Source organism: Tabrizicola sp. (assembly GCF_041911175.1).
In the GTDB taxonomy this organism is placed as follows: domain Bacteria; phylum Pseudomonadota; class Alphaproteobacteria; order Rhodobacterales; family Rhodobacteraceae; genus Tabrizicola.
Genome location: NZ_JAYRPN010000048.1, coordinates 26,927 through 42,595 on the forward strand (window position 1 = coordinate 26,927; position 15,669 = coordinate 42,595).

Sequence of the window (15,669 nt, forward strand, 5' to 3'; positions counted from 1 at the left end):
ACCGCTGCATGGGGCGGCCGCCGCCGATGCAAGTTACCTGAGGCTCGCTGCCGACCTAAATCAATGCTAACTTTGTGCTCGCGCCGTGGTGGTGGTGGAGGCGCGACCGTCCAACCTTTTGTGCGGAGCCACCACCATGATCTTTCTCGGAATCCTCATCTCTCTGGCGGCCATCGGCACGATGTGCTGGCTGCTGTTCAATCTCGCCGTCTTCGCGCTGCCGTTCTTTGCAGGCGTCAGCATTGGCACCTGGGCCTATGGGACCGGTGCCGGGTGGCTGGGTGCGATCGTCATCGGCCTCGCAGGCGCCGGGCTTGTTCTGGCCCTCGGTCAGGGCCTTCTGATGGTCGTCCGTCCGCTTTGGGCGCGGCTTCTGATCGCGCTGGCCTTCGTCGCCCCGGCTGGCGTGGCAGGGTTCCACGCCACGTTGGGGATCACCCGGCTTCTGATGCCGTCGGAGGCTTGGCAGGTCGTCTTTGCCATCATCGGCGCGGTCGCGGTGGGCATCACGGCCTTTCTGCGGGTCGCAGGCATGGCGGCCCCTGGCGATGCGAGCGGGAGCCTGGTCCGCGGCTGAAGGCCGGGCAGGCAGATGGGGCGACCAAAGCAACGAGGCCCTGCCTGCCTGTCTCGTCGGATTGCGTGGCTGGATCGCGTGCGTTGCTGCAGATCGTCGCGAGGCCCTGTTCTTGTTCTGTCCAGAGCGCGGGACCGGCAAGGCCGCATCAGCGGGCTGTCATCGAACCCGTCAAGGGGCGGGGCCGCTGACATGGTTGGGGTTGGACAATGCGCAAGGGCTGGAGGGGGGAGGCGGATCGCCGGCGTGGTCCCGTCCTGTCTGTCTTGGCGGTGGCCTGTCGCCAGTGTCTCCGTCTGCTCCCCGTGTCCAGACCGCTCCATACGGCCTCTTCAATGGCCTGATCTGGCCGAAGACCGGCTTCGCCTCGACCGCTTCGGCGCAACAGCGTCGTCACAACTTTCTTCCCCTGTCGGCCTGAAGGCCGCCATTCCTCGCGGGAACAAGAAAGTTTCTCCTGTGCTGTCAGGCCCCCGCCGGGCGGGGGTGCGCCAGCGGTCGTCTCCGTCCTGTCGATCGCCATCGAGGCCGCAATGGTGCGGGCTCGGAAACGGAAAACGGAGACTTACCATGGCGACCATCGGCACCTTCAAGAAGACCGGCACGAACGAATTCACCGGCGACATCGTCACCCTCAGCGTCCAGGCCAAAGGCGTGCGCATCGTCCCCGACCAGCGCGCCACCGGCGAGAACGCCCCCAGCCACCGGGTTCTGGTCGGCCGCGCCGAGATCGGCGCCGCCTGGTCCAAGCGCTCGAACGAAGGCCGCGACTACCTGGGCCTCAAGCTCGACGATCCGAGCTTCACCGCCCCGATCTACGCCAACCTCTTCGACGACGAGGACGGCGAGGGCTTCTCGCTGATCTGGTCCCGCCCCAACGGCCGCCGCGCCGACTGACGCGGACCACAAGGCCCCGGTCGCAAGACCGGGGCCTTTTCCATGCCTGCCGCGAAAGGCGATGCCCACCGCGACCGCGCCGGGGCCGCAGCGTGACCTGCAGGGACCGCGCGGCCGGCCTCAGCCGCAGGTGAAGCCGGCGCTGGCGGCGAATCGCGGGAATTCACAACGGCATAGGCCGCGCTGCAAAACCGCAGTTTCCAGTGGCGGATTGGATTAGAGCGACTAAAATAGTCGTAGTTCTGGAATGCGCGCCGGTCGCGATGGGAGGTGATCATGCATGATCACCGCTCGACAGTCGCGGGCCGCACGCGCGTTGCTGGGTTGGACGCAGGAGACGCTCGCTGACAAGGCCCGAATATCCCTGACTGCCCTGAAACGCCTCGAGTCCGAGAACCGGCTTGAGGTGTATGAATCGACACGGGATCAGGTTCGCCGGGCACTCGAGGCCGCAGGGATCGTCATCCTGTCTGACAAGCGCGGGCAGGGAGTGATGCTGGAGCATGGCCGAGACGAGAAGACCCACTGACGCGACAGGGCGGCGTGACGGACAACTGGCCGCGCCGATGCACCCGGGGACCGCGCCATGAAGCCCACGACCCCGGCCTTCGACGAGCTTGCCCCGACCAGCGAGGACATCACCGATTACGACCGCAGGCACATCAAGCTCTACATGCGGCTTCTCGATGCGACAGCCGATGGCGCGGCCTGGACCGAGGCCGTCGAGGTCCTCTTCGGGATCGACCCTGTCCGCGAACCCGATCGCGCGCGGCGGGTCCATGACAGCCATCTGGCGCGGGCGCGCTGGATGACGCAGAGTGGCTATCGGCAGCTGCTGGGGCCGCGTTCCGGAACCCCGTGAGCCCCTGCGCGAGGTGATGCTGCAACGGCATCATCTTCTGCATCCTTCCGTGCCTTTTCCCAGCTTCCTTGCGCTGGAATCTTTTCGCCTCATACGTGTGTTGACTCTGTCGAGGGTTGAGAGATGGGGCCGGATACATCGAAGTGGTGGAACCACGACTCCTATGACTTCTTTGATGAGCTTTCGGTTGAAGGCATCGCCTGGGAATGCCTGCGCCGCGATCTCGACTATCAGGCGCGCTTCGCTGACATCGTGACACAAATGGCCGAGCGTGCCCCGTTCGAGGAGGAAGCCCAGCATCGCTGGGGCCTACGATTTTCCGGCCGACCCAAGGCTCTCCATCCTCGACCAGCCGGTGATCTGGTCACCTCACGCCAATCCGGGCACCGTGCTTCTGGGCGAGGCCCCAGGTTTCCGGCCCCCCTTGCCGCGGCCCATTGCGCCTGATCTGCCGTCGCAGGCGGACGCAGAGGAAGGGCGCTATGGCGCTTTCGGCACGGATGGCTCCGTGCCTTTTCTGAACATGGCGGGGCGCACCGACGCCGGGCCCATGGCCATGGTGCTGCCCCTTGATGACGACCTGCCCGGCCGGATCGAAGCGATCCAGCGGTTCTGGCAGACGCTGAAGGCGCGCCCGGTCCCGCGGGACACCCGCATGACCCCCTACCAGCGTCAGCGGTTCCGCCCGATGATGCAGGCCGCCGACGGGCGTGCCGCGGGCGCGAGCTACCGCGAGATCGGTATCGCGCTCTACGGTGAACGGCGCGTCCTGGGTGAACCATGGAAGACATCCCCGCTGCGGGCCGCCGTCATCGCGCTCGCCCGCAATGCCTCTGCCCTGATCGGCGGCGGGTATCTCGGCCTCTTGCGGCACCGCCGTAAGCCGTAGGGTGCACCTTGCACAGTCTGGGGGTGCATACGATCGTAGGGAGCCCAAACCGACCGAGACCGAACAGACGGTATTCGCGCGTGCAACGGGGAGCGCCTCGTAAAGGCCGGCCCCTTGCGGACGGTCGTTAGACCAGTAGGCAAGTGGAGCGACGTTCCCCAAACCGGCCAAAGAGGCGCACCGCAGCGCTGTTGCGTGTAATTGTGTTTGCCCCTCGATGCGTCATTGTTTTCCGTCACTGCCAGGAGAAGAAGAATGCAGGTCAAATCGATGTGTCGAGCTGTTCCGGCTAGATAAATGTTACTTCATGACAATAGTTGCTATCAGATGATTTATCTGAGAGCAGTTCCCGAAATACTTCAATGTATGATTTCGGCTTCCAGGCTTCAGGCTCCGACTGCCAACTGCTGATGCCCACCCCAGCCAGTCAGACTGCCCGGTGGAGAGAATACTCGCTCGCAGCTCTGTTAATCCAAATCGAGCATCCATGATCTCTAGCACACGAGCCTTTGTGATAGGCGTTGCTGAGGGATGATTGAAAATTAGGTCGATTAGAGCAGATGTCTTGCTGGTTGACATTAAGTGATCTTCGAGGATCGCTGCAAACCAAAAAAGTTGAAACTCCAGAAGCCTAGCCGATTTCTCCAGAATATCGACAAGGATATCAGCGAGCGCCTCTTTATCTTTGATCCCTGAGCAGAACGAATGAACGCTTTTTGACAGATTGGGAAACTGCTGGATGATATCTGGCAATCTTGCCTCAACCTTCTTTGTGTTCTCGCGCATCATCGTCAAGATAAGTTCAGCATCTTCTTCATCGATCTCAGGTTGCGCGAGAATTTGAGTCAAATAGCTTACTTCCTCCTTCGTAAGCGGCGTTCTCAGCAAAAATTCCTTTGTCTCGGCCTGATCGCCATAGCCGACCTCTAGTATGAGGCGCCGTTTTCGCAAAAGATCCTCTTTTGCTTTGTCAATCTGCTTCTCAAGGTTGACATGTTGTGCTGACGTTCGACTGGTCTTTTGTGGGTTAATCGATAACCCCTTGTCTCCCAGAATTGTCTGGACTAATGTGAAATCGTTCATGATGGTCTGTTCACTGTTCGAAAACAGGTAAATATCATCCATGAAACGGATCACTCGATCCGATTTTATCCCATGGTAGTTTTCAACAAATCGAAGGAAGTCATTTCCAATCATTTTGGCCGGATACAGCCCTTGGGGCAGACAGTCCACAGACCTTCCCGAGTTGATCTCACGAAGCATTTGACCGAAACCATTTACCTCGTCTTCATCAACACCTAATTCGCGAATCCAGTTCACAAGGTCGTGGTGATAAACTGAATTAAAGTATGACGCTACATCTAGGCTTATGAAGTGCTTAAATTCACTGGAATACTGCGCAATTGCGCTCTTGAAGGCCCGGTATGCCGATGTCGCTGATATCGGTGTTCCAGAATCAAATCTATATCCAAAGTGCCTACGATGGTCGCTAAATGGCTTTCGAAACTTCGCGCGATTCTTGAACACCACATCATACAGATAATATTCGCTAACAACGTCAAGCTTCACGGTCCTTCTCAGATGAAAAGAGGGCTTGGCAGCATAAACACGTCGCTGAGGTAAAAATGCATGTGCTTTCTCCTCGGCGTCCAAGCATTTTTCAATAAACGCTTGGATATCCGCCTCGCCATTCTCGATCAGAAACAAATTAGTCCGTAACGGAAAGAGCGTTCTTGGTAGATCGTCTCGATAAAAATCAACCGTAGAGGTAATTGACGACTTGACAGCTGTGGGTTCGTTAGAGGACTTAGCCTTCTTGCCTGCTTCTTCGGTCTTGCTGCGCTTTGTCATATGCGTGAACCAACTTTTAGCGACGGCCTGGCTGCTTTGATAGCGGTGTTGCTGTTTCAATGGAAGTGGAGTTTGCGAAGTCGGCCAGTGCAGACAGTCAAGAAAGACTTCCAGACGGCGCAGGCAGTTGAATGCTAGTCCATTTGCGGGACAAACTAGCCGGGAGTTGCTCGAATGTTCGTTTTGTACCTAACGGCAACCGCAATGCTGTCGCTACTTTGGGCCGCTTCCCGCCATTCTTCCCGAGTGCCTTCGCGAGTGCAGCGGAGATAGGGCCCAGCAGCGAAGGTTCCGAGGGTCCGCAAAGCTGTTTATCGCAACCAAGCGGCCCGGGTAGTCGGAACCTCTCACCTGCTGTTGAACCCCAGCCCCTGAGGCTAACCGCCGAGGGGAGTAGGATAGTTTCACCCCCAACCTTCCTCATCCCCCTCTCCGGTCCTTCTTCGCCAGCCTGCGCGGGACAGGCCTTCCTTTGCCGACGGCCTTCCACAGACCCACGGAGGCCCCATCCATGCGACCCGATCTCGCCGTTCTGCCGCCACGCTACCTGCGCACCAAGGAAGCGGCCACGTTCCTCAGCCTGTCGGCGCGCACGCTGGAAAAGCACCGCACCTACGGAACCGGCCCCGCCTATCACAAGCTCGGCGGGCGCGTCGTCTATTCGGTCGATGATCTGACGGCCTGGGTTGCGCGCGGCTCGGTCACTTCGACCTCCGATCCGCGCGGGCAGGTCCTGCCGGCCAAGCGCCTGACGGCGTCGCCGTATGCCGTGCCAGCGCGCGCGACGCGCTGACGAGCCTTCCGGTTCCTCATGCCCCCGACGCCCCGCAGCGCCTCCGAGCGCGGCCAACTCGACCTCTTTCGGGCGCTTCCGGGGGAGTTCGCCCCACGTGACGCGCAGGATCTCATGGCCTATCCCTTCTTCTCCTTGTCCAAGTCGCCGCGCATCCGCCCCATCGATTTCGTGGCGGGCAATGTCGCGATCCGGGTCGAGGCCGTGCCCGACCACGGCATGGCCACGATCTGGGATGCCGACATCCTGATCTGGGCAGCGAGCCAGATCGTCGAAGCGCGCGATGCAGGCCTGCGCACATCGCGGCTGATGGCGGCCACACCCTATGAGATTCTCAACTTCACCAGGCGCGGGACGTCGCTTCGAGACTATCAGCGCCTGAAGGCCGCGCTGGACCGGCTGCAATCGACCACGGTGGCGACGACGATCCGCCAGCCCGCCGAGGGGCGGCGTCATCGCTTCTCCTGGATCAACGAATGGCATGAACGCAGCGACGCGAGGGGGCGACCTGACGGCATCGAGCTGATCGTCCCGGACTGGTTCTACCGTGCCGTCCTCGATGACGCGCTGATCCTGACTATCGACCGCGCCTATTTCGATCTGACAGGCGGCCTCGACCGCTGGCTCTACCGCCTTGTGCGCAAACATGGCGGGCGACAGGCGGGTGGCTGGCGCTTCGATTTCCGTCACCTGCATGAGAAATCCGGAAGCCTCTCGCCATTCAAGCGCTTTGCCTTCGAGCTGCGCGACATCATCCGCCGCCAGCCGTTGCCCGGCTATGCCCTCTTCACCGAGATCGAAACCGGCGGCCGCATGCTGCTGGCCTTCGAGCCTGCCGCGTCCTGTGGAAAACCTGTGGACGGCCTCGTGCCATCGGGAACCCGGGGTATCGTGCCATCAGGAACCCGGGGCTCGTGCTATCGGGAACCGAAACCGGGCTTAACCACCTGCACCACAACAGAAAATCGCGCCCTTAACTTAGAGTCTAACAAAGATTCTAACCTTGAAGAGCGCAGGACCGCTGTCGAAACCCTCATCTCGCGGACCGGTGCTGCGCTGAAGGCACGGCATCGCCGCAGGGGAAGCGGAGGCGATGTAGCCGCCGCGAACGAGCCCGAACTGCCGCTCGGCAAGCCGGGGGCACGCCCATGATCCGCGCGCTCTACAGCCCGAGGGGCGGGGTCAGGAAGCCAACCTTTGCCTTCGATCTCGCCGTCGAGTTGTCGGGCCGCGTCGAGGGTTTGGCCGGTCAGAGAAGCAAGACCCTCGGCACGATGCCGCGCAACCTGCTCGGTCGGGGTCTTTCCGCTGCAGAGCGAGCCCTGTCATGACTGGCCAATTCCCGCCGCAGCGCCACGGACACACGACGCACGACCAGCCCATCTCATCGATCACGTGGGTCGATCTGACGTTCCAGCGACGCCGCGTCGAGCAGTGGATCCGCTTCGGCCACCCGTGCCGGGAACAGGTGATCGACAGGCAAAGACGCAGGGTCGGCTTTGCCTCCGGCGCGATCTTCGGCTGCGTCCGTTGGGCCGGAAATGAGCACGGAACCGTCGCGGCACGGCTCGTCATCCTGCGCGCGGTCTTCCGCACCGAGCCCTTCCAGACGCTCGGTTTCGTGCATCCCGGTGCCGAAATCCTGCTGCAGCTCGATGGCTGGCCGAGGGTCAAGCGCACACTGGAAATCATCGACGCCATCGAAGCCCTCGGGATCGATCCGACCGCCGTCGCGCCGGATCATTGGCGTCATGTCCACAATCGCCTGGCGGCCGGACAGTCCACGTCGGTCTATTCCTCGGCGCGGCATGCGGCCTGGCTTGCGCGGCGCAGGATCTGGCCATGAAGCGTCCCGTGATCCTCCTCTTGGCCGCGATGGGTCTGGCGAGTCTTGCAGCTCCGTCCGTCGCAGTTCTGCCGGCGTGGCTGATCTGGAACGCGTCTGCCAGCGTGCCGCCCGGACTCTACTGGGTCGAGCGCCCGACCGGGCTCGAAATCGGCGACCTCGTCGCGGTCATGCCGCCTGCGCCTCTTGCCGCGTTCATGGTTACGCGTGGCTACATCGGCGCGGATGTCCCGCTCTTGAAGTATGTCGCGGGCCTGCCGGGACATCGCATTTGCCGCAGCGGCGCAACCATCACCGTCGATGACGTCGTCCTCGGCGAGGCGCTGCCGCGGGATCGGCGCGGTCGCGATCTGCCCGACTGGCAAGGCTGCCGCCTGCTTCAGGACGGCGAAATCTTCCTGATGAACCGCGAGGTCCGGGACAGCCTCGATGGTCGGTATTTCGGGCCGCTCCCGGCTGACGCCGTCATCGGCATGGCGCGCCCGATCTGGGTGGCTTCCGACGCAGCCGAGCCCCGAGACGGGCGCTTCATCCACCCCTGACAACCCACCAACCCAAAACAGAGGAGACCTGACATGTCACAGATCGGACAGTTCACCCGCGAAGAAACGGGCTTCACCGGACAGCTCCGGACGCTCACACTCGACCTCTCGCTTGCCCTCGTCCCGGTGGAAAACAGCGAGGCCGAGAACGCACCGGCCTACCGGGTGCATGCCGATGATGCAGAGGGTCCGGAGGTCGGAGCCGCCTGGAAGCGCAGCGGCGAGAAGGCTGGTGAGCACCTCTCGGTCCTGCTCGACGATCCCGCTCTGCCGCAGCCGATCCGCGCCAATCTCTTTCGCGACGATGACGCCGGTGCCGCCTGGTCGCTGCACTGGAATCGTCCGAAACCCCGCGAAGACCGGGACTGACGGCGATGCGGCACTGTCACATCGTTGCGCTCATTTGCGCCCTCTTGTCGTTCAGCCAAGGCCCGGCCATCGCGCATGCAGAGCCCGTTCCGGCGCAGATCGCGGCGCATCCCCATGGCGCCTTCATTGCCGAGGCTGCACAGCGTTTCGGGATCCCGGCACCCTGGATCGTCGCGGTGATGCGCGCCGAAAGCGCCAATGATCCCGGCGCCGTCAGCCATGCCGGAGCCATGGGGCTGATGCAGGTCATGCCTGGCACTTGGGCCGCCTTGCGCGCGCGCCACGGGCTCAGAGATGACCCCCATGATCCGCGCGACAACATCCTCGCCGGGACCGCCTATCTGCGCGAGATGTGGGACCGCTACGGCAATGTCGCTGCCATGCTGGCCGCCTACAATGCCGGTCCAGGTCGCTACGACGACTATCTCGAAACCGGGCGTGCCTTGCCAGCCGAGACACGCGCCTATGTGGCGGCACTCGCCCGTCTTCTCGGCAGCGGGACTCCATCGGAGGCGCAGATCGTTGCGCAAGCTCTGCCGCCGGACTGGCGCGATGCGGCGCTGTTCGTTGTGCGGTCCGAGCAGCAAATCGCGCCTGGCATGCCGGGAAGCGCGCCGGGATCCGCAGCCCCGGCGGACGGGATTTTCGTGACGCGGGGCGCGGGATCGGGTGGCCCATGAGCGCATGCACGGCATCGGAATGCCACCAGGATTTGACCGGTTCGGGGAAGACACGCCTGGCTGCGATCCCGGCGGCAGAAGCCGAAAAGGCAGGGAAGGCGGAGGGCAAGATAAAGGAAACCGGCACCCCAAGGCGTCGGTTTCCGGGCAAGCCCTTGTCTGCACACTGTTTTCGGGGCTCGGATGTGGCACCCTGTTTTCCGGGCCGTGGTGCCGCGCTGTGCGGCAAGTCACTGAATTTTAGCGGCTATTTGCGGCACTGTGCCACGTTTTTTGCCCGCAAGCGCCCCTTGATCCCCGGACGGCTCCATGAGCGGCGATGACGAGAACCGGTTCGAGCCGCGGCCGGGGGCCATCCGATCGGACAGTCCGAAAGCGGGCAAGGCCAAGAGCTTTCTGACCCGTGCGAAGAAGCTCGCCCGCCAGCACAGCAACCGACTCGCGCGCGGCGCGGCGCGCGCGCCCTTTAGCGCCTCGCGTTCCGCTTCCAATTCGGCCGGGAAGGGCGCGAAGGCGGCGGGCCGGCGTGCGGAAGGGGCCTGCGTCCGGCGCGGGCGGGGCGCGGCCTTCGTCCGCGCCCGTGGCCTCTCGGGCGGCTGGCGACACAGCGCGCCGGGCATGCGCCGGGTCGTGGTGAAAACCCGTTATGTCCGGCAGGCGGGCCAGAGCGGGAAGGGGGCCGCCCATCTGCGCTACATCCAGCGCGACGGCACATCCCGCGACGGCGCGCCGGGACGTCTCTATTCCGCGACCGAGGATCAAGCCGATGGCGATGCCTTCCTCGCGCGCGGTCGCGACGATCGCCATCAGTTCCGGTTCATCATCGCGCCCGAGGATGCCGCGGAACTTTCCGACCTGACAGGGCATACCCGCGACCTCATGCGCAGCGTCGAAGCCGACCTCGGCACAAAGCTCGACTGGGTCGCCGTCAACCACCACAACACGGGCCATCCCCATGTCCATGTCATCGTGCGTGGTCGCGATGATCAGGGCGAAACCCTCGTCATCAATGGCGACTACCTCGCCCATGGCATCCGGGAGCGGGCGAGCGCGCTTGCGACTCTGGAACTTGGCCCGGTCTCGGAACGCGAGCAGACCCGCAAGCTTGTGGCCGAGGTCGACCAGGACCGGCTCACCCAGATCGATCGCGCGATGATCGCGGAGGCCGAGGACGGTCTGCTCGACCTGCGTGCCGAACCGCAGGAGGTGCGGCGGCAGTTTGACCGGACCTTGCGTCTGCGTCGTCTGGGTCGGCTGCAGAAGATGGGCCTCGCCACGGAACAGGCTCCGGGCGTCTGGGAACTGAACCCGAGGCTGGAGCCGACGCTGCGCGCCATGGGGGAGCGTGGCGACATCATCCGCAGCATCCATCGCGCCCTGAAAGCCGATGGCCTGGGGTTGATCGAGGCAGCAGGGACAGAACCCGAACTTGCCTGGGATGAACCAGAAACTGAGCCCGTCCGGACTGTAGCGTCCATCGGGTCGCACCGTGACCTGCTCCGGCAGTCGGCCCTTCCGGTTGGCGCGCAGGCGTTCGACGCCATTGCGCTCTTCGCGCCAATCTTCCGGATAGGTCTCTACCTCGCCGGTGAAAGCGTAGTCCGGGTCAGTTCCGCCAACGGGTGTCAGATAGCCCGCGATATCGCCATCCGGGTCTTGGATGGGGGTGTCGTCGATGTTTCTGGGCAGAAAACGCAGCCCGTCGGCATCCTCTGATTTCGTGACGACATGGACTTCGTGACCGCACTCGCGGCAGAACCGCGTCGGATAGAGGCGATGGCCGGGGGCATCGGGATCCTCCAGCTGGCCTTCGAACAGAACCCGCCTCGGGCGACCGGTCAGCGTCGTGAAAATCTCTCCGGCACCGGAAATGAAGCGGTGCAGTTTGAATGCGAGGAACGCGCCGGACCCTGCGCCGCCGCGCTCCGTTTCCGGTAGGCTGACGCGGGTCAGGAATTGCTCGAAGCCGGTTCGGCATGCCTCCTTGTCGAGGCCGCTGTCCTGCGCAAGCTGTTCTACAGCATCGTCGAAGGGGACAGGCTTCTTGCGCTTCAGTTCCTGGCCGTCATCAAGCCCGATCGCCAGCTCGGCCCAAACAGCGAGGGGATGGCGCCGAAGCGCCTCATCCGTCAGTGTTTCCGGCAGGCCGCTTCCAAGGGCTGGCGCAAGCTGTGGCCGAACATCTTCCAGCTTCAGGCGGTCATCCGTCGCGCGCTGGAGGGACTCGTCGATGACGGCATCAGGGCCGATCGACGCCCCGAACAGGCGCGAGGCGACATCGGCCACTGCTTTCGCGCGACCGGCCTCTGATCCCTCGCTTGCCATGGTGGCCGATGTGCCGATGCAGATCGGCGCTTTGGCCGGTGCGCAGCGGTTCCGAAGACGGCGCACGAGGATCGCCACATCGGCGCCCTGGCGCCCGCGATAGGTATGCAATTCGTCGAGCACGATGAACTCGAGCCCGCTGGCATTGTCGATGACTTTGGTATCAAGCGCGTCCTGCCGTGTCAGGAGAAGTTCGGCCATCATAAAGTTCGTGAGCAGGATATCGGGCGGATTGTCAGCGATCCGCTGGCGCTCTTCCTGGCTCTCCTGACCCGTGTAGCGTCGCACCACGGGCTTCAGCTCTTCCGGCAAGCCGGATTGGGAAATGAACTTATCGATTTCCTTGATCTGGCTGTTTGCCAGAGCGTTCATCGGGTAGACGATGATGGCACGCGTCTTGCGTGGCTGCCCGGCCTTGCGCGAACGAACGATGGCATCGACCACAGGGACAAAGAAGCACAGGGATTTCCCTGAGCCTGTGCCGGTCGTCACGACAAAGCTTTGGCCCGCCCGCGCCTTGGCGATGGACTGCGCCTGATGACGGTGAAACCGGATGGGCGTGGCGCCGATCCTGAAAATCCGGGCCGTTGCGTCGTCGATATCCCCCGATGCGACAAGGTCATCCACCGTGGGGCCCGACAGGAACCTGGGATTGAGCGAAAGAAGGGCGTCGGGCCAGAAGCGGCCGTCGTCATATTGGCGCGTGACTTCGGCGGCGATGTCCGGTGCCCGGATGGTGCTGAACGACCGCGAGAAGCGCGCATAGTAGTCGATGAGGTTGTGATCGAATTCAAAAGCTTTCATGGAAAATCCTACTGCCCCTCTGCCTGACCCTGGCGGCCGAGGATCGCGTCACGGTTCAAAAGCACTATCTGCTGGTCATGAGGCTTCCGGGCGACAGGATCTGTATCGAGCCCAAGTCGCCGAAGCGCATAGTAGAGCAACGCCCGACGGACCCTGATCTCCGCCTTGCCGCCCTGCATGCCATAGTCGAGCGCGATCACCTTGGCTTGCGTATCGGACAAGGCAGGATGGGGGCCGATTTCCAGCGTTGCGAAGGTGTGCCAGTCCACGTCGTTCTCGGCCAGAACGTCGGACGCGCGCGATCCGCGGATGTCGAGGATCCGCGACAGCAGGAAATCCTTGAACACCTCGTCAGTGAGGCAGAACGCGCGGGCGTGCCAGCGGAAGCCGTCGAAGGCGATGGCATGTGGTGCGATCCAGCGCCAGCGAGGCCCCGGGTTGGAGAGGGACTGATACTGCACCTCGATCGCCTCAGATCGGCGGATCGCATCGACCACGGACCGAAGGGTTGCAGGATCGACGCCTCGCGCTGGGGTGGGAGCGTGATCGTAGTCGGGCAGGCCAGCGATCCAGCATTCATCCTGATCGAGGATGCCGTCAGCGACCGACCGCAGCTGGGCCAGGTATCGAGCGGCATCGAGCTTGTCGAACACCGGTCTGAAGGCTGGTTGGCGCACATAGGTCCGCAGGCTGCGATCGTAGTCCATGTTGTTGGGCGCGAGGCCGATGTAGCGGCTCAGGTCGGATGACGCCTGGTTCACCGACAGGCCGAACTGCTCCATCACATCGCTACGGTTCACATGCCCCTCCCAGAACAGGCGGAACTCGATGAACTCGAGCCTCTGCTCGACCCCCCAACGAAGCTCCGACCTGTCGTTGCTCACCATGCTCTCCCGTCATCGGTCGATGCGCATGGAAATCATGCGCGCCCAATTTCTGGGCTTTCTGAGACCGTAGCCGCGGCAGTCGTCGGTATCAATCAAAATGGTGGGTGTTCGCGCGAAGTAATCCTAGGGATTGCAGTGCCTTCCGTGCTGAAGGCGACTCACGTTGTGGCTCGCTGTGCCAGATCCGAAACTGGACTTGAGATTGCCAGTCGGTCGAATTCAATAGGCCGCCGGTTCGGAGATCTCACTCGGCCGCGAAATTCTCCGCTGGGTAGGGCGCCCGCGCTGCCACGAGGCGATGCAGTGCCTCGGGCCGGATATGGGTATACCGTCGGAGCATCTTCCAGTCCTTGTGACCGGTCACCAGCGCAACTTGTTCGATGGACAGGCCGACCTCGAACAGGCGGCTGGTGCCTTCGTGGCGGAGGTCATGGAAGTGGAGGTCTTTGACGTCAGCATCGGCGCATGCGCGCCGGAACGCTGTCCCGACGGATTTGGAGTTGTAGGGGAAGATCGCACCCTTCGCCTTTCCGAGATGCTTGGCCTGCGCCATAACGAGGGCCCAGGCATCGAACCCCGTGGCTGCGAAGAGCGGGATCCGCTGGTCGTTGCCGGCCTTGTTGCGCGGGTCCTTGCGGTCCCGGATCAGGAGCATGCGGCGGTCTATGTCGAGGTCGCCCCAGTCGGCGCGGCAGATTTCGTCCAGCCGCATCGCGGTCGCGATGGCGAACTGCACGATGCGCGTCATGGGCATCGTCAGACGCGTATTCTCGTCGAAGCAGCGGAAGAGGCGGCTCAGTTCAGCGGTCGTCGGGCGTCGGTCACGCTCGATACCCTTGCCGATGAGACCAAGCCGCTTCAGCGCTACGCGGGCCAGATCGACGCCTTCAACGCGAATTTCTAGCCCGTGGACGGCAGCGGCATGGGTCAGGATCATCTTGATGACGCCGATGTCGATGCCGAGCGTCACGGGCCCGGCACCCTGGTCCGCACGCTTGCGGCCATACTCGATGAGCTTGTGACGATCGAGATGCCCGATCTTCTCTTTCCCGAGGTCGCGCTTCAGCGTCGCGAGTGTCGCCGCCTTGCTGCGTCGGGGTGGTTTCCCTACGGCGCACATATCGGCTATATGAAGGTCAACCAGGTCACCGAAAGTGTGCAGGCGGGCCACGGACGATCGGTTGGGCGGAAGCCCCTGATCGACCAGGGTCTCGGCTTGGCGCGCCCATTTCTGGGCGTCGTCACGGCGCAGGAACGTCTCGCTCGCGTAGCGGCCCTTCCGTCTGACTTGGACCCGGTAAGCACCGGAGGGAAGCTTGGTGATCGAGGCCATTTTCGTGTGCGCTATGTGTGCAGTGAGTCGTCGAAACAGGGGATATTGGGGGCTATCAGGGCGTAGTCTGGCGTGGACACAAACTGTGCCAACGGATTGAAGATACAAGAAAAATGACAGAAAATCAATCATATAGACTATCGATTGCGCCCATGATGGACTGGACCGACCGGCATTGCCGCCTCTTCCACCGCCAGATCAGCGGCCGGGCGCTGCTCTACACCGAGATGGTGACGGCGGCGGCGGTGATCCACGGCGACCGCGACCGGCTTCTCGGCTTTGATGCCGCCGAGCAGCCGCTGGCGCTCCAGCTCGGCGGGTCGGAGCCGGGCGAGCTGGCGCGGGCGGCGCGGATCGGCGCCGGGTTCGGCTATGGCGAGATCAACCTCAACGTCGGTTGCCCGTCGGACCGGGTGCAGTCGGGCGCGTTCGGTGCGGTCCTGATGGAGCGGCCGGGGCTTGTCGCAGACTGCGTCGCCGCGATGATCGCGGCCTCGCCCGCCGAGGTGACGGTGAAATGCCGGATCGGCGTCGACGACCAGGTGCCGGAGGAGGTGCTGCCGCGCTTTCTCGAAACCGTCGCCGCGGCCGGGGTGACGCGCTTTGCCATCCACGCCCGCAAGGCCTGGCTCCAGGGTCTGTCGCCGAAGGAGAACCGCGAGATTCCGCCGCTCGATTACGCGCTCGTCCTGGCGATGAAGCGGGCCTTCCCGCATCTGCACATCTCGGTCAACGGCGGCATCGACTCGCTGGCAGAGGCGCGGGCCTTCCTCGACGCCGGGCTGGACGGGGTGATGGTCGGCCGCGCCGCCTATCACGCCCCCTTCGACATCCTCGGGCAGGCCGACGCCGAAATCTTCGACGCAGGCCCCGGGCCGGACCGGCTCGAGGTGGTCGAGCGGATGCGGCCCCATGTCGCCCGCCACCTCGCCGCCGGCGGACGGCTCCACCAGATCACCCGCCACATGCTCGGCCTCTTCCACGGCCAGCCCGGCGCGCGCGCCTGGCGGCGCA

Annotated in this window: 18 protein-coding genes and 1 pseudogene; 15 read left to right on the plus strand and 4 right to left on the minus strand. The window is 63.4% G+C overall.

Annotated elements, in window-relative coordinates; all coding sequences use genetic code 11:
* Window positions 1–136 precede the first annotated feature (136 nt).
* From ACE3P6_RS06465 to ACE3P6_RS06490, 6 genes are all read left to right on the plus strand, one after another.
* Window positions 137–577 carry a hypothetical protein gene (locus ACE3P6_RS06465; protein ID WP_374392892.1) on the plus strand — a complete coding sequence of 147 codons (441 nt, stop codon included), beginning with the start codon at window positions 137–139 and terminating at the stop codon, window positions 575–577.
* Between the two features lie 570 nt (window positions 578–1,147).
* Complete coding sequence (locus ACE3P6_RS06470) at window positions 1,148–1,474, plus strand: DUF736 domain-containing protein (RefSeq protein WP_058096062.1); 327 nt, start codon at window positions 1,148–1,150, stop codon at window positions 1,472–1,474.
* Between the two features lie 280 nt (window positions 1,475–1,754).
* Window positions 1,755–2,003, plus strand: coding sequence for a helix-turn-helix transcriptional regulator (locus ACE3P6_RS06475; RefSeq protein ID WP_058096061.1), 249 nt, complete (start codon window positions 1,755–1,757; stop codon window positions 2,001–2,003).
* Between the two features lie 57 nt (window positions 2,004–2,060).
* Window positions 2,061–2,336: a DNA -binding domain-containing protein gene (locus ACE3P6_RS06480; RefSeq protein ID WP_374392894.1), complete on the plus strand. Its 276-nt coding sequence runs from the start codon at window positions 2,061–2,063 to the stop codon at window positions 2,334–2,336.
* A 123-nt stretch (window positions 2,337–2,459) separates the two neighbouring features.
* Window positions 2,460–2,783, plus strand: coding sequence for a transcriptional regulator domain-containing protein (locus ACE3P6_RS06485; protein ID WP_374392897.1), 324 nt, complete (start codon window positions 2,460–2,462; stop codon window positions 2,781–2,783).
* On the plus strand, window positions 2,692–3,225 hold the full coding sequence (locus ACE3P6_RS06490) for a DUF2285 domain-containing protein (RefSeq protein ID WP_374392899.1): 534 nt from the start codon (window positions 2,692–2,694) through the stop codon (window positions 3,223–3,225). The genes ACE3P6_RS06485 and ACE3P6_RS06490 overlap by 92 nt, the downstream gene beginning before the upstream one ends.
* Window positions 3,226–3,525: 300 nt before the next feature.
* Here the strand turns inward: ACE3P6_RS06490 and drt5 are convergent, their stop codons facing one another.
* Complete coding sequence (drt5, locus tag ACE3P6_RS06495) at window positions 3,526–5,136, minus strand: antiviral reverse transcriptase Drt5 (RefSeq protein ID WP_374392901.1); 1,611 nt, start codon at window positions 5,134–5,136, stop codon at window positions 3,526–3,528.
* Window positions 5,137–5,587: 451 nt separating this feature from the next.
* Here drt5 and ACE3P6_RS06500 point away from each other — a divergent pair, with 451 nt between their 5' ends.
* The 8 genes from ACE3P6_RS06500 to ACE3P6_RS06535 all read left to right on the plus strand — a co-directional run bounded on the left by ACE3P6_RS06500 (window position 5,588) and on the right by ACE3P6_RS06535 (window position 11,022).
* Window positions 5,588–5,869, plus strand: a complete 282-nt coding sequence (locus tag ACE3P6_RS06500; RefSeq protein WP_374392904.1) for a helix-turn-helix transcriptional regulator — start codon at window positions 5,588–5,590, stop codon at window positions 5,867–5,869.
* A gap of 114 nt (window positions 5,870–5,983) precedes the next feature.
* Window positions 5,984–7,021: a replication initiator protein A gene (locus ACE3P6_RS06505; protein ID WP_374392907.1), complete on the plus strand. Its 1,038-nt coding sequence runs from the start codon at window positions 5,984–5,986 to the stop codon at window positions 7,019–7,021.
* Entirely contained in the window at window positions 7,018–7,200 is a 183-nt protein-coding gene (locus ACE3P6_RS06510; RefSeq protein ID WP_374392909.1) for a hypothetical protein, read from the plus strand. Before ACE3P6_RS06505 ends, ACE3P6_RS06510 begins: the two co-directional genes overlap by 4 nt.
* Window positions 7,197–7,715, plus strand: a complete 519-nt coding sequence (locus ACE3P6_RS06515) for a DUF2840 domain-containing protein (RefSeq protein ID WP_374392912.1) — start codon at window positions 7,197–7,199, stop codon at window positions 7,713–7,715. The genes ACE3P6_RS06510 and ACE3P6_RS06515 overlap by 4 nt, the downstream gene beginning before the upstream one ends.
* Window positions 7,712–8,257: a S26 family signal peptidase gene (locus ACE3P6_RS06520; RefSeq protein WP_374392915.1), complete on the plus strand. Its 546-nt coding sequence runs from the start codon at window positions 7,712–7,714 to the stop codon at window positions 8,255–8,257. The genes ACE3P6_RS06515 and ACE3P6_RS06520 overlap by 4 nt, the downstream gene beginning before the upstream one ends.
* 33 nt (window positions 8,258–8,290) lie before the next feature.
* Entirely contained in the window at window positions 8,291–8,626 is a 336-nt protein-coding gene (locus ACE3P6_RS06525; protein WP_374392918.1) for a DUF736 domain-containing protein, read from the plus strand.
* Between the two features lie 5 nt (window positions 8,627–8,631).
* Window positions 8,632–9,306, plus strand: a complete 675-nt coding sequence (locus ACE3P6_RS06530) for a lytic transglycosylase domain-containing protein (protein ID WP_374392921.1) — start codon at window positions 8,632–8,634, stop codon at window positions 9,304–9,306.
* Between the two features lie 1,263 nt (window positions 9,307–10,569).
* Window positions 10,570–11,022 (plus strand): DUF3363 domain-containing protein, encoded by a 453-nt coding sequence (locus ACE3P6_RS06535; RefSeq protein WP_374392935.1) that lies wholly within the window; start codon window positions 10,570–10,572, stop codon window positions 11,020–11,022.
* A gap of 612 nt (window positions 11,023–11,634) precedes the next feature.
* Here ACE3P6_RS06535 and ACE3P6_RS06540 read toward each other — a convergent pair.
* From ACE3P6_RS06540 to ACE3P6_RS06550, 3 genes and pseudogenes are all read right to left on the minus strand, one after another.
* Window positions 11,635–12,435: pseudogene (locus ACE3P6_RS06540) on the minus strand (DEAD/DEAH box helicase); the annotation flags it as partial.
* 8 nt (window positions 12,436–12,443) lie between these two features.
* Window positions 12,444–13,319: a WYL domain-containing protein gene (locus ACE3P6_RS06545; RefSeq protein ID WP_374392924.1), complete on the minus strand. Its 876-nt coding sequence runs from the start codon at window positions 13,317–13,319 to the stop codon at window positions 12,444–12,446.
* Between the two features lie 247 nt (window positions 13,320–13,566).
* Window positions 13,567–14,655 carry a site-specific integrase gene (locus tag ACE3P6_RS06550; protein WP_374392927.1) on the minus strand — a complete coding sequence of 363 codons (1,089 nt, stop codon included), beginning with the start codon at window positions 14,653–14,655 and terminating at the stop codon, window positions 13,567–13,569.
* 152 nt (window positions 14,656–14,807) lie between these two features.
* On the opposite strand from ACE3P6_RS06550, the gene dusA reads away from it, so the two are divergent.
* Window positions 14,808–15,669, plus strand: an 862-nt coding sequence (gene dusA, locus ACE3P6_RS06555) for a tRNA dihydrouridine(20/20a) synthase DusA (RefSeq protein ID WP_374392929.1), incomplete at its 3' end; no start/stop codon positions are given.